The following is a 14,350-nucleotide window of genomic DNA, read 5'->3' as shown; positions in this document are numbered from 1 at the left end:
GCGGTGCATCCGGAGGTCGCGCGGGCGCTGCTGAACTGCGAGGGGGTCGGACTGAGCGAAGTGCTCGACACCGCCTGGCTGGCCGCACGCCTGCCCGTGGCCGGCCGGGCGGCCACGGCGCGCCCTCCGGGGCCCGGCCCGCGATCCGCGGACCCGGCGCCGGACGGCCCGGCCTCGCCGGCGGGCGGTCCGCCGTCGGCACCGGGCCGTACGTCCCCGGAGTCCGGCGGCCGGGCCGCCGACATGGCGCTGTGGCTGCCGGGCGCCGAACCCCTGCTCACCGGAGCGGGAGAGACCACCGCTCTGGTCGACGCGCCCCTCCCACCGCGGATGCTGCCCGGCCGCCTGGAGTTGGGCAACGCCCTTCGGCCGCTGCGCCGTACCAGTCCCTCACCCGTACGGACCGCGGTGGACGAGGAGGCCACGGCCGAGTGGGCGGCGGCCACCGGCATGGTCGTGCCGATGGTCGAGCCCGCCGAGGAACCGCACTTCGACCTCGCCCTCGTGCGCGACACCGGCTCGTCGATGCGGCTGTGGACACCGATGCTGCGCGAACTCGCCCGAGCCGTGGCCCAGTACGGCGTCTTCCGGTCGATCACCGTGAGCCGGCTGGACTCACGGACCGCCCGCACCCTCCCGACGACTCCCGGCGGCGGGTCCAGCAGCCTGCGCACACTGCTGGAGCCCGACGGCAGACGCCTGATCGCCCTGGTCACCGACGGCGTCGGCCCCGGCTGGCACGACGGGCGGATGGCCGAGCAGGTCCACCTGCTGTCCCGCTACGGCCCCGTGGTGATCGTCCATCTGCTGCCCCGCTACCTGTGGGGGCGCACCGGGATCGACCCGCTGCCGGTGACCTTCCACCCGGAGACGCAAGGGGCCCGGTCCAGGAGGTTCACCGGCCTCGCCCGGCGGTTCACACCGGCCGGCTGGTCCCCGGCGGACCTCTGGCCCGAGGGCCGCCCCCCGTCCGGCGGCCGTCCGCACGCGGTCCCCGTGGTGCCCCTCGCGCCCGGACCGCTGAACCGCTGGGCCGCGCTGATCACCGGTGCGCACGACCGCAGCGTGTCCGCCTCGGCTTGGATCGTCATTGCTGGGCCGGGAGAGAAGCGGAACAATCATTCCTCCGCCTCCGTCTCCGATACCGGGCCCCCCACCATGCCCGAGTCCACGACGGACGCCGGCTCGGAGCGGGCGTCCGACACCCTTCCGGGGCCCGCCCCCGACGACGCCGCGCTCGCGGACCCGGCCGACGCCGGCGAACTGCTCGACGACTTCGACGCCGTCGCAGGCCGACGCGCCCGCAGGCTGCTGCGCAGCCTCGCCGTGGTCCCCCTGAGCCTGTCCACCATGTGGCTGACGCACATGGTCACCAGCAACTGGCGCCAGGAGCCCTACGACCCCGCCCCGTTGGCGGAGGTCTTCTTCAGCGGTCTGCTGCGTCCCCGTCCCGCGCGGGAGGGCTCCGGGACACCGGCGGACGACCCCGTCTACGAGTTCACCGGAAACACCCGGCAGATCCTGCTGGAGAGCATGGACCGGGTCGAGGCGGTACGGGTCTTCGAGACCGTGTCCGGATACGTGGCGAGGATGCGGGGCCGCACCGCGCTCGCCTTCCCCGCGCTGCTGGCCTCGCCGCGCGACGGCCGGCTGATCGGCCAGATCGACCCGGAGACCCGTCCGTTCGCGGAGATCGCGGTCCGCATCCTGAAAGGGATGGGCCCGGCTTACGGAGACGCGGTGCGGCGTATCGAGGAGGCCGTGGACGGGCTCGCCCACCCTGCTGACGAAGCCGACACCACCCCGCCCCCGCCGGTCCTGGGCGCCCTCGCCCCCGCCCGGCCGCCGCACGGGGGCGCGGCGGCCGGGCCGCGGACGGCCGACTCCCCGGCCCCGCCCGGCCGTCCGGCTTCCGCCCCGCCCCCGCCTCCGTCCCCGGCGCGGTTCCCGCCACTCGTCCCCGGGCCACCCGCGCCGGAATCCGCCCCCGCCTCCGTGCCCGAAGCAGCCCCGGTCCCCGTCGCACCCGACCGCACGCCCCTCCTCGCACCGGTGTCCGCCGGCCCCGAGCCGGCCGAGGAGCCCACGGATCACAGTTCGGGAGAGGGCGCCGCACGGCAGCGGAGACACACGATCGCAGTCCTCGGGGCCGCGCACAGCGGCAAGACGACCTTCCTCGCGGCCGCGGGACTCGCCGCCTCGGGCGCGTCCCCGGAGCTGGGCCGCTGGAACGTCGTCGCCGAGAGCGAACGGGCCGAGCACTTTCTCGTGGAGCAGACCTATGCGCTGGCGGTCGCGCGCCGGTTCCCGCAGGCGACGATGGGCCGGAGCTCCTTCTCGTACGTCTTCCGCGCCGAGCTCACGCGGGGGCGACGCCCGGAGCGGGTCGACTTCGCGCTGGACTTCTGCGACGTCGGCGGCCGCGAGTACCAGTGGAAGAACTACGGCAACAACCTCGTCCTCGACTCGCACCTGGGCCGGGCCGGCCATCTGGTGATCCTGGTCGACCCCACCGGAAACGGCCCCCAGGCCGAGTTCCTCGCCCCCCACCTGGAGCGACTGCTGAAGGAGTTCCAGAAACACCGCCGACTGGTACGGGGACGACTGCCGCACCGCGTCGCCTTCTGCGTCACGAAGTTCGACGAGCCCTCGGTCTTCCAGAACGCCCGGCGCGGCAACTGGGTCGGTCAGAACGCGCAGGGCGATCCGTGCGTGCCCGCCGCCGACGCGGAGGACTACATCGGCTGGCTGGCGGACGATTCCGGCTACGTGGCGCGGGCGCGGGCGCTGACGAAGACGTACTTCCTCCCGGACCACGTCCTCTGGTACGCGGTGTCGGCGATCGGCTTCCACCGCACTCCCGGCGGCACGCTGAACCTGGACGACTGCTCGAACCGGACCCACGACGAAGACGGCCTGCCCGTGCTGCGCGGCTCCGCCCGGCCGGTGAACGTGCTGGAACCGCTGATCGACCTGGGACGAGCGCCGGGAGGCACCTGACATGACCCCCACTCTCAGCCTGCGCGCGCGCTGGGCCGTGCTGTCGAAACCGCCGGCGGACAGCAGTGACTACCGTGTCCTGCGGTGCAGTGACGGTCCCTCGGAGATGGCCTGGTTCGAGCACGTGATCAGAGCCACGCTGTTCGGCACCCCGCCTCCCTGGTCCACCGCGGGACGTCCCGGTGAGGTCCTGCCCTGGATCTCCTTCGGCGTCTGCGGCGCCGGAGCGGAGAGCACCGGCAGCAGGTGGATCACCGTCTCCGTGACCGACTGGAACAGCTTCGCGGAGGCCACCTGGGACTCCTCCGGCCGGCGGTCCGCCACCACCCGCTGCTTCCTGGTGCCCTACGAGGACCTGGCCCGGCACGGGATGGGACTGGTCCCCCTGTGGAACGCGGTGCGGCCGGTGCCGCTGCCCGGTGAGGCAGCGGAGAGCGGGATGCCGCAGCCCGTGCTGCTCACGGCGCAGGCCGACCCCGTCGAGCGGACCGTACGACGGGTGGAGGCGGCCGGCTTCGACTGGGCGGCCGCCACCGCCGCCGTCGCGCTCGAGGCGCCACTCGCCCTGCGGGCCCGGGGCGACCGGTTCGCCCTCGACCGGATCGGTGTCATCGACGCCGTCGTCTCCCTGCTGCCCTACGGATACCGGGCCACGCTGACCGCGTCGACCTGGGCTCCGGACGCCACCGCGGACGCCCCCTGGATCTGCTACACCAAGGCGTCCTCGCCCCGGCGGCGCGTCGTGGACGAGGACACCCCGCCCGAACCCGTCTCCCCGCCGGCCCGCGCCCATCTGGCCCGGCTGCGGATGCTGCGGGAGGAGCTGGGCACCGACGGCCTGCTGCGCGCGCTCGCCCGGCGCACCGCCCCTGCCTCGTTCCCCGGCGACGACGGGTCGCGCCACCGGACGGGCCGGCGGGCCGACGCGCACGGGGAGGGCTGACCGATGTCCTCGATGGAGGCCCTGAGGAGCGAGGACCCCCGGCGGCTGGGACGGTTCCGGTTGCTGTCCCGCATCGGCGCGGGCGGATTCGGCGAGGTGTTCCTCGGGCAGGAGGAGCCGGGCGGCCGGGAGCGGTTCGCCGCGGTCAAACTCATCCGTACCGACGTCGCCGAGTCCGAGCGGCTCAGACCCCGGTTCCACAGCGAGATCGAGGCCGTCGACCGGGCCGGCGGCGAAGGCATCCCCGAACTCCTGGACGCCGACCCGGCCGCCCGCCGCCCCTGGCTGGCCACCCGGTACGTTCCGGGTCCCTCGCTGCAACGGCTGGTCGACGACGCCGGCCCGCTGCCGGAGACCACGGTGCTCGCCCTCGGCCGCCGTCTGGCCGGCACGCTGGCCGCCCTGCACAGCGCCGGGCTCTACCACCGGGACCTGAAACCGAGCAATGTACTCGTCACCCCGACCCGCCCCTGGATCATCGACTTCAGCCTCGTACGCCTCGTCGCCAACCCCAGCCTGACCGTCACCGCGGACGCCATGGGCAGCTTCCAGTACGCCGCCCCCGAACAGGCCAGCGGTCTCGGCCGCGCCCAGGGGCCCGCCGACGTCTTCGCCTTCGCCGCGACCCTGCTCTTCGCCGCGACGGGACATCCCCCCTACAGCGGGCGCAACCAGTTCGACATCCGGCTGCGCGCCCTGACGGAGCCACCGGACATCACCGGTCTGCACGACGGACCGCTGCGTGAACTCGTCACCGCGTGCCTCCGGTTCACCGACACCGAGCGCCCCTCGATGGACGACGTACGCGCCGGGCTGGCCCGCGCGACGGACACGGACCGCGTCCCCTACCCGCCCGCGGCACTGCATGTGTTCGAGCGCCACATGGACGCGCTGCGCGCCCTCATCGGGCCGCGCGCCGACCGGCTGGCGCGGGAGGAGCCGGGGGAGCGGGGAGCAGGGCGGGCCCGGGGCCGGGAAACGGGCAGGGAACAGTGGAGCCCGGGGAACCGGACGGACGACGGCCTCGTGCCGACCGTGCCCGCGTTCGCGCCGGCCCCCGTGCCGGTACCGGAGCCCGCGCCCGCACCCGCATCGGAGCGGGCCCCGGCGCCCGCGCCGGAGCCCACGCCCGCACCGGCCACCGCCGAGCGTTGGGTCTGGCACTGCCACGACTGGTTGCGCGTACCCCCCTGGCTGATGGGGGACATGGTGCTGATCGCCACGGCGGGCGGGGTCCTGTACGGCGTCGAGTACCGGAGCGGGCGGCCCCTGTGGCGACTGGACCTCGGCGCACCGGTACGGGGCGGACTGATCCCGGCGCGGGACGCGGTGATTCTGGGCGCCGCCGACGGAGCGGTGCACCATGTCCGGCTGGCCGCGACCGGTCCCGAGCACGCACGGCACCGGTTCACCGCGGGAGTGCACGCGGTGGGCTGGTCCGGCGCCCCCGGCGACGACCCGGACCGGCTCTTCGTCGCCGAGGGACGGAGCGTGCGCGTCCTCGACCTCCGTTCCGGGGACTGCGGCTGGACCGTCGAGGACGCGGGAGTCGTGACGGGACGAGCGGTGGTCGCCGGCGGCACCGTGGTCTACCGCACCGATCGCGGCCAGGTGGTGTGCCGGCGGATGGACGACGGGAGTCGGCTGTGGGGCGTGCGTCCGCCGGCCGCCGGTCCGGCGGGGGTGACGGCGCTGGAGGACGCCGTCGTCGTGCCGGGGGCGGACGGCACGGTGACCGCCCTGTGCCGTGCCACGGGAGAGACGGTGTGGGCGACGCCGGCCGGCGGCACCGTGCACCTCCCCGCCGCCGGCTGCGGCGGGGCTGTCGTGGTGGCGACCACGGAGGGCTCGGTCACGGCGCTGGACGCCGATGACGGCCGCCCGCTGTGGACGGCGCCGGCGACCGGTGGGGCGGCGCCACGTGCTCTGGACGTCCTGGTGGACGGCTCGGCGGTGTGCGTCGCCGACCAGCACGGGATCCGGCTGCTCGCCGTCCGCGACGGCCGCCTGCTGAGGCGCTGGGAACTGCCTTCCGTCTCGGGACTGCGTCCGGCCGAGGACGGGCTGATCGCGGTCGGACTCGACGGCGCGGTACGCCGGCTGGTCCTCGGAGGGGGACGCCGTCCGGCCACGGACTGAATCCAGCAATATCGCCCCATCATGCGAGGTGTATGCATTTCAGGAAAGAGAAGGAGAGATTCTGCCTTTTCCTCGGACAACAGGGCAAGCGCCCCGATACGATCGCTGACGCGTTCTCAGTTCGCAGCCCGTGACCGGGGATTCCGCGGTCCGGGGCAGCGGCGGGGACTGCGGTCCGAGGGGGGAACCGTGAACAGCGACAGATGGCCCGAAGCAGGGCCGGCACCCATGAACGACGGCCTTTCCGCGCCCCGTGGGCGCCGCCCGTGACGCGCGTCCGCCGCGACGGACCCGAGCACGGCCGGCCGCGGTCCACCGATGCCGGGTACACCGCCGCCGGGCCACCCGGACACTGCCCCGTCTGCTGGTCGGGCGGTACCGGACGGCGGTGCGGGGCCTGCGGCTGGGAGCCGGAGGCGACGGCGGCCGCCGGTTCGGCGGCACGGGACGCGGAGATCGCCGCCTGCTGGTCCTGGGACATGTCCGCGGCCGTCCTCGCGACCCGGTACCTGGCGGCCGGCGGCCGTTCCCGCGGAGTGACGCCGGGCGCCACCGTCGACCTCCGGCTGGGCCCGCTGATCCGCCGCGCCCCCGCGACGGCCGTACCCGGTCCACGCCCCTTCGGTCCCCTCGACCCGTTCGACCCGTTCGGCATCCTCGACCCGCTCGGCGCGGAGGGCCGCAGGGACACCGCCGCGGGCAGCCCCGCCGGTGCCGTGTCCCTGCTCACCGCGCTCACGGCCGGCGAGTACGACGCCGTCTGCGTCCTCGGGATCTCCACCGCCGGACTGACCCTGCGGGAGCTGGGCCGCTGCCCGCAGGGGACCGGATGGACGCACGACTCCCCGGGCGACGACGTGCGGTGGCCGGACCTCGCGCCCTGGCTGCCCGCGTCGCCGGCGGAACGCGCCTTCCTGCTGGCCGGCGGCATCGGCCTCACACCCCCCTACGGAACACACGGGGTGCCCCGGGCCACCGACGAGGCGTGGGAGCCCGCGGTCCGCCACGCCCTCGACGCCGCGCTGGCCCCCCTCGACGCCGCACGCGCACAGGGCCGCGCGGTGCCGCTGCTCCTCGTCGTCCAGGCCCGCGGATGGCGCTGGCCGGGCCACGCGGCGCAGGAACTGACGGCCAGGGCGCCAGCGGCGGCCCGGATGTTCCTCGACGCCTCCGACCCGCGCACCCTGGACGACATCGTTCGCGGCGTCTGCCGCCAGGTTCCCCTGCGGCACGGCTACGCCCTGCTCACCCGGCCCGCCCGGGAAGACCCGCCGGGCCGGCGGACGGACACCGGTGCCCGCATCCTCTTCCCGGGCGGTACGACGCTGCCGGAGGAAGGCGAACTGTTCGCCTCCGTCGAACTGCTGGCGGAGGCAGAGGCGGAAGCGGGCGAAGGCGGAATCGGGGACGCGAGCACGCACGCGGATCACGCGGACACGGACGAGCATCCCGACGCCACTCCCCGCCCTTATGCCGAAGCCCGCACGCGGGACGGCGTGTTCGCACTGCCCCTGGTGACGGCCAGGGGCATCCGGACCGAGGACTGGCCGGTGCTGCACACGGGGCGTGCGCGGGTACGGCCCGGACACCGGACCACCGTGACCGTCGCCCTCGACGGTCACGGGCAACTCCGTTTCACAGAACCGGAGTTGTTCGCCGAAAGCCGGGACGGACGGACGCTGCCGCATGCCGCCGACGCGGACACAAACGCGTCCCGGCCGTCCCGAGCCGCCGCCGTCGATGTGCTGCTCCTGCTCGAACTCGGCGGCACCCAGGCCGAGTCCGAGCGCCGTGTCCGCTTCCTGCGGTCGGTGCTCCGCCGGCTCGGCGCCACCGGTCCGCCGGACCCCGGGGCGGGCCGCCCCGGCGGGGAGAGTCCCGAGGCCCGGACGGGCCTGCGGATCGGGCTCGTCGGATACGAGGACCACAAGGTCCTGCCCGTGCGTGCGGGACCGGAAGGCGACTCCGTGCTGAGCGTCTGGGGCCCCGGCTCCGCCGAAGCCGCCGCCGAGGCCGTCCGCCGGTTCCCCGTCCGGCCCGTACGACACGACTACGGCGCACCGCTGGAGGACGCCCTGCACGCGGCCGCCCACTGGCCGCACTGGCGCGACGGAGCCCGGCACCTGCTGCTCGTGCTGGCCCGCCGGCCGCCCCACCCCGCCCGCCAGCAGTCCGACCTCAGCCTGCCCTGCCCCGACCGGTACGACTACGAGGAAGCCCTGCGACGGCTGCGTACGGTGGTCTGTCCCGACCTGACCGTCATCGGCGTACGTGATCAGGCGGCCGTGGACACCACCGGACGCTGGCGCCCCCAGACCCGCGAGCGGCTCCGCCACATCTGGCGCGACCTCGGCCGCGACCACCTGTTCACCCTCGGGACACACACACCCGAAGACGTCGTCTCGTGCGTCGACCGTGCCCTGGGAGGCCCCGCCGAGGCCCCCGGGCTGCTGACCGACCCCGCCACCGCACCGGCGGCCCTCGGAACGGCCCGCCGGCACGGCGCGCGCACCGACTCGTCGGCGGCACCACCCCGTCAGAAGGACAGTGAGCACCATGGATGAGAACAAGCCGGACGAGCCCCGGTTCCCACCGCCGGAAATGATGAGCAAGACGTACGAGCGGAACGCGGCGGACGGAGAAGCCGACTACGTCGGCAGCGAGCCGGTGTACGTCGCTCCGGTCGAGTTCACTCCGGAACCGCAGGTGGGGGAGGGGGAGACCCGGATCGGCGTCTGGGGTTCTCCGGCCTCCGGCAAGACGACGTTCCTGGGTGCCCTGCGCCTCGCCGCCCTCGACCCGTCCGGTCCCTTCGGCCGGTGGCAGGTGGTGCCGTCCGACGACGTGTCGGAGCGGTTCCTGGTGGAGACGGCCCAGAAACTGGCGATCGACAAGGTCTTTCCCCCGGCCACCCAGGCCGTGCGCCCGTACGCCTGGCGCTTTCGCGGGGACCTGAGCGGCACCGCCCTCGGCAGGCGCCGCCTGCTGCGCAAACGGCCTTCGAACCGGATGGAGTTCGAGCTGAACGTACTCGACGTGCCCGGAGGCGTCTACGAAGATCTCAGGAGCGACGGCCTCACCGCCCGGAGCGTCGATCACCTGGCCAGGGCCCAGGGACTCGTCTACCTCTTCGACCCGGTGCGCGAGGCGAGGAACAACGACTCGTTCGCCTTCCTCAACGGCACCCTGACCCGGATCACGCGGCTGTGCATGCAGGAGAACCGGCTGGACGGCCCCTACCTCCCGCACCATCTCGCCGTCTGCCTCACCAAGTTCGACGACCCCGACATCTTCCACCGGGCCCGGCGCGGCGGCTGGACCGACCTCGGGCCGAACGGCGTGCCCGTGGTGTCCGACCCCGCCGGCTTCTTCGACTGGCTCGCCGACGACCTGCACGGCAGCACCATGCGCCTGGTGGGACAGACCCTGCGCGCCAACTTCCATCCCTCGCGCCTCCACTTCTTCACCTCCTCGGCGATCGGGTTCGGCACCCTGCCCGGTGGCTCCGTCGACCTGCGGCGCTTCGGGAACGTCAACGTCGTCGACGGGAACGAGCGCATCGTGGGGCCGCTCAGCCCGTACAACGTCATGGAACCGCTGGTGACCCTGCTGCTCGGCATGCGGAACGGAGGCCGTCCGTGAACGACGCGTTCACCGTGGAAGCGCTGTGGGCCTGGTACGGCAAGAAAGCGGGCTCGCTGGCCGAGTACGACGTGATGCGCTGCACCGGAGGAGCGCCCCGCCGCGCGATGTTCTCCGAATACATCATCGCGGCGAGCCTCGGCAACCCGCCCGCCGCGGCGGCCGTGCAGGACCGGCTGCCCTGGATCTCCGTGATGGGTCTCCCCTTCTCCGACCAGTTGTGGACCGGCATCTCCGTGATGGAGACCTCCACCCTGCGCGACGGCGCGAACCGGGCCGTCACCCCGACCCGCTACATGCTGATCGACTCCACCGAACTGGTGAGCCGGAGGGTGGAGTACACCACCCTGTGGGACGCCGTCACCCCCGTACGGCTGCCGCCGGAGCACGACGAGAGCATCCTGCTGGAGGTGTCCCCACAGGCCGGCCAGGGACTGGCGGAAGGCCTGGACACCATCGCCGACCATGTGCACGGCGACACCGCCGGCGCCGGAGAGCGGTGGGAGGAAGCCGTGGACTGGGCCGTGTCCGTGGCCGCACTGCTGCTGTGCGGCCACCCCGTCGTCGTCACCGGCGGCGGCCGGCTCGGCGCGCGGGCCCGGCTGGCCGTGTTCGACGCCGTCGTCGGCCTTCTGCCGTACGGGGTACGCAGCGGGCTGCGCGTGGGCAGCTGCGTCGACGGGGGTGACAAACCGCCCACCCAACTGGCCTTCGGACCGGAGCACACGCCGTCCGCCCGGTGCGTGCGGCTCGGCACCCCGCCGCAGGTGCCGGCCGGCCCTCCGGAGGACTACCGGCGTCAGCTCTCCCGCCTGATCGAGGTCGTGGGCTTCGACGCGGTCACCGCCGGACTGCGCGGGCTCGACGCGCCCGTCGCACCGGCCGACCACGGGGCGCTGCTCGGCGCCCTCGGCCGGCTGGACCCGTTCCGCGCGGCGGTGAGCGCCGTCGAGGCCGGGAAGCAGTCCGTCCGGGTCGTGGCCGAAGGGCTGAACAGCCTGACGGACGGCGAGGACACGGACTCCGACGACTTCCTGCGGCTCGTCGAGTGGGGGATCGCCTACGCGGTCGAACCCGGGGGGCGGGAGCTGCACGAGGCGCTGCACCGTCACTGGACGCACGAGAGGACCGGACCGCGCGTGTCCGCCCTCATGGCGGAAGCCCTCCTCAACGTGGTCCTGAGCGGCGCCCGGCACGCGATGGACAGCACCTCGTGCCGCGCCAGGCTGGACGCGCTGTGGCGGCTGGTCGAACAGTGCCGGAAGGAGGCCGAGGTACTGCGGCTGCTGCCCGGCTCCGAACAGCCGGCCGACGGCCGGCGCCTGGGGTGCGCGGTCGAGTGCCTGCTCCTGCTGGGCCCGGACAGGGTGGCCGACGACCGGGCCGGCGCGGTGCGCGCGCTCCGGGACACGCGGCGGCTCACCCTGGAGGTGCTCGCGCGGGTGTCGGCCGACCCCGCACGGCTCGTGGCCTGGCTGACCCCGCTCGCGCCGGCCGCGCCCGAGGCCCCCGCCTGGCTGCGTGCCTGGGCGGTGCTGTCGGTGCGCGAGGCGAGGCGGGCGTCCCGGGCGGAGCCGCGTCCCACCGCCGAGGACGCCGTTCATGTGCTCACCGCCACCGTCCGCGCGCGCCGGCCCGACTGGGCGGCGGAGGCCGTCGGCTGGCTGTGGCCGCAGTTGTACGCCATCGCCACCGAGCCGAGGGACGGCGGACGCCCGGACGAGGACGGAGCCACCTTCAGGCTTCCCTTCCTGAACCGGAACCGGAACCGGGACGGGTCGCGGAAACCCTCCTCGGCCGGGACATCGGACGCCCCGGACACGCCGGAGATCCCGAAGCCCCCGGGGCACCCGCCGGGCTCCCCGAATCCGGCCGCTCCCGCCGACCGCGCGGACCCGGTGGCCCTGGTGGCCCCGTTCGGCCTTCCGGACGCGCGTACGTTGCGGGACCTGCTCGCCGCCGATCCGGAGGCGTGGCGGCACTGCAGGGCGTCGACCGACGTCCTGAGCTGCCTGGTGGGCCTCCCTCCCGTCGGGCCCCCGTGGCGCGAGGAGGCGTGCCTCGCCTACGCACGGAGCCTGCACCAGATCTTCCGGGACGGGAGCCTGGCACCCTTCCTGGAGTTGCTCGTGGACGAGCTCGCCGGACCGGTGCTCGACGAACCCTGGGTCCAGGAGGGCGAGTCCATCGTCCTGGAGGCCCTCCTCCAGGTGCCGCACGAGGCGGCCGCCGCGAACCTGCGCCGGCGCGTCGCCGCCCGGGACGAGGAACGGCGGCGCCGGCAGGCCGCCCAGGAGCGGGAGCGTGCCGTCCACGCACAACGGCTCTCCGAGCGCGAAGCCGCCCACAACGCCCACCTGCGCGCCGCCCGCCAGGCGCAGGAGAGCCAGGCCGTGCAGAAGGCCGCCCTGGAACGGCACCCCGGCACAGGCCTCGCGACCGGAACGGGTCCCCGCCCCGCCACGGCGGCCACCGTCCCCCACGCGGGCCACGGACGCCCGCCCGTCCTCGGCGGCCCCGGCCGGACGGGCGACGGGCCCGGCTCTCTGGAAGACCTCGCCCGAGCCGCGACGCACGTCGGCTCCTCCCGGGAGGTCGCGGCGATGTGGGCGCCCTTCACCCTCGACCTGGAATCCGCCGCGGGCCGCCAAGCCCTCGAAGCGGCCGGCCGCTGGTGGGAGAAGGCCCAGGACGGGGAACGCGCCGCACTCTTCGGTCATCTGGAACGCGCGCTGCTCACCGAGCACCAGTGCAGCATCGACGTCACCGCGGACATCCTGCACGAAATCAGGCGCCTGGTCATGGCCGGCCGGGCCTCCGGCCACAGCGGCGGCGGATGGCAGGCCGGGCCGGTGCTCCGGGAGGCGAAACGGGACCTGCGCGCACGCCGCTCGCGGGTGCGTGAACTGCGCTGGATACGGCTGATGGCCCACGTGAACCTGGTACCGGGAACGCCACGCAAGCCCAAGAAGTGGAACAGAGGGAGCACCGCCCGATGAGCAACGACCGTTCCCGGACGGCCAGGCGCGCACTCGCCGCGGCACTGGCCACCGCCTTCCTCACCCTGGGGCCCGCGCTGAGCCCCCTCACCCCCGCCCGTGCCGCGGACTCCGGCGACCTGGAGCGGTTCCTGGACTCGGTGGTGGGCACCCGCGGCGCGGGCTACGCGATCGTCGTCGACACCTCGCAGTCCATGGCGAACAACGGCTCGTACGACAAGGTCCGTTCGGTACTTCCCGCGTTCCTCGAGTCCCTGCACCCCGAGGACCTGGTCTGCCTGATCCCCTTCAGCGGGAGCGCGCGCGCCTGCGACATGGTCTCCCGCGACGAGGCGCTCGCGGAACTCGACGAGGCGCTGCCCGCCACCCCCGAGGGTTCCGCGTCCAACTTCGGGCGCGCCTTCGAGCAGGCGCTGGACGGACTGCAACGGGCCGGTACCGATGTCGGTGGCGTACTGCTGCTGTCCGACGCGCAGATGCACGCGCCCGACGACGTCAAGTACCGGGACTTCACCGCGAGCGGCTGGCCCGCCCTGCGCAAACAGGCCTCGGGCCTGCCCGCCGACCGCACCCTGACCGGCTACGGCATCGCCCTGGCCCCCGGCGCCGAGGTCGAGCAGGTCCTGGCCAAGGTGTTCCCGAGCTACCGCATGCTCGACGCGTCGGGATCCCGCACCCGGGAGGCGATGACGGCGGCTCAGGACGACACCCGTCTGCTCCAGGCCGCCCGGGCCGTGACCGGGGACAAGGGCAAGGGCGTGGCCGTCTCCTGGCCGGACAGGCCCGGCGACGGGCCGGTGCCGGCCGGATCGGTCCTTCGCCTGCGGCTGACGGCCACCACCGACGCGCTGCCCGTGCGCGTCACCGACCTGCGGATCGAAGGGCTTCCCGAGGGCGTCGAACCGACCGGCGGACTGCCCCGCTCGGTCGACCTCCGGCCGGGGGAGAGCCGGGACGTCGACGTCACGCTCAGTTCCACCACCGCGCAGCGCAAGGGGTGGGGGAGCGGGCCCCGCACCGAGACCTGGCAGCTGTCCGTCGACGGCCGGGTGAGCACCCCGGTGGCGCGGGCCTCGGAGCGGTTCGTCGACCAGCAGGCCCGGCTGGCCACCACCCCGGCCGGAGAGTCCCTGGCGGTGCGGGGGACGGCGCAGGTCACCGTCGACCCGGTGCGCTGGGCCGCCGCACTGGGTGTCCTCCTGCTCGTCCTCGTCCTGGCGGGCGTCGTGCTGCTGCGCCGGTACCGCCCGGTCCGGGGCACGCTGTCCGCCGAGGGAGTCGACACCAGGGAACCCGTGCGGATCCCTCTGCAAGGACGCGGCGAGGTCACCGTGGACCTCTCCCCGCTCCTCGACGGCGACGGATCGGTCAGGATCCGCAGCGTCCCCGGCCCGCTCCGCGAGCAGCCGCCCATCCGGCTGCGCTGCCGCACCGCCGACCGGCCGGAACGGGAGATCGTCTGCTCGCCCGGGCAGACCGTGCTGCTGTGCGGTATCGAGTTCCACTACGCGACGCTGCCCGCGCAGCGGAGATGACCGGTGCCCACCGCCCGGCGGCCACCCGCGACGTTCCCCGGAGGTTCCCGCGAGGCCCGTCGCCGGGCGGCGCGTTGCCGCTGCTCACCTGG

The 14,350-nt window shown here is 74.5% G+C and carries 7 protein-coding genes; all 7 read left to right on the top strand.

The features are described from left to right. Positions 1-3: 3 nt before the first annotated feature. The 7 genes from OHB56_RS06105 to OHB56_RS06075 all read left to right on the top strand — a co-directional run bounded on the left by OHB56_RS06105 (position 4) and on the right by OHB56_RS06075 (position 14,258). Positions 4-3,000 (top strand): SAV_2336 N-terminal domain-related protein, encoded by a 2,997-nt coding sequence (locus tag OHB56_RS06105; RefSeq protein WP_406352058.1) that lies wholly within the window; start codon positions 4-6, stop codon positions 2,998-3,000. A 1-nt stretch (position 3,001) separates the two neighbouring features. Then, complete coding sequence (locus OHB56_RS06100) at positions 3,002-3,943, top strand: hypothetical protein (protein ID WP_406352056.1); 942 nt, start codon at positions 3,002-3,004, stop codon at positions 3,941-3,943. 3 nt (positions 3,944-3,946) lie between these two features. Then, positions 3,947-6,082 carry a protein kinase domain-containing protein gene (locus tag OHB56_RS06095; protein ID WP_406352054.1) on the top strand — a complete coding sequence of 712 codons (2,136 nt, stop codon included), beginning with the start codon at positions 3,947-3,949 and terminating at the stop codon, positions 6,080-6,082. 266 nt (positions 6,083-6,348) lie between these two features. Beyond that, the gene (locus OHB56_RS06090; protein ID WP_406352053.1) at positions 6,349-8,646 is read left to right on the top strand and encodes a hypothetical protein; all 2,298 of its coding nucleotides are present in this window, start codon (positions 6,349-6,351) and stop codon (positions 8,644-8,646) included. Then, on the top strand, positions 8,639-9,724 hold the full coding sequence (locus OHB56_RS06085; protein WP_326751323.1) for a hypothetical protein: 1,086 nt from the start codon (positions 8,639-8,641) through the stop codon (positions 9,722-9,724). Before OHB56_RS06090 ends, OHB56_RS06085 begins: the two co-directional genes overlap by 8 nt. Beyond that, on the top strand, positions 9,721-12,723 hold the full coding sequence (locus OHB56_RS06080; protein ID WP_406352052.1) for a hypothetical protein: 3,003 nt from the start codon (positions 9,721-9,723) through the stop codon (positions 12,721-12,723). The genes OHB56_RS06085 and OHB56_RS06080 overlap by 4 nt, the downstream gene beginning before the upstream one ends. Continuing rightward, positions 12,720-14,258, top strand: a complete 1,539-nt coding sequence (locus OHB56_RS06075) for a vWA domain-containing protein (protein ID WP_406352051.1) — start codon at positions 12,720-12,722, stop codon at positions 14,256-14,258. The genes OHB56_RS06080 and OHB56_RS06075 overlap by 4 nt, the downstream gene beginning before the upstream one ends. Positions 14,259-14,350 lie beyond the last annotated feature (92 nt).

The sequence above is a fragment of the Streptomyces sp. NBC_01635 genome, assembly GCF_045209715.1.
In the GTDB taxonomy this organism is placed as follows: domain Bacteria; phylum Actinomycetota; class Actinomycetes; order Streptomycetales; family Streptomycetaceae; genus Streptomyces; species Streptomyces hirsutus.
This window is presented reverse-complemented; position numbering and strand designations above follow the sequence as displayed.

Bases quoted from the DNA above. Each gene is read 5' to 3' on its own strand.
- OHB56_RS06100 (WP_406352056.1), top strand. From the start codon at position 3,002: ATGACCCCCACTCTCAGCCTGCGCGCGCGCTGGGCCGTGCTGTCGAAA.
- OHB56_RS06075 (WP_406352051.1), top strand. From the start codon at position 12,720: ATGAGCAACGACCGTTCCCGGACGGCCAGGCGCGCACTCGCCGCGGCA.
- OHB56_RS06095 (WP_406352054.1), top strand. From the start codon at position 3,947: ATGTCCTCGATGGAGGCCCTGAGGAGCGAGGACCCCCGGCGGCTGGGA.
- OHB56_RS06085 (WP_326751323.1), top strand. From the start codon at position 8,639: ATGGATGAGAACAAGCCGGACGAGCCCCGGTTCCCACCGCCGGAAATG.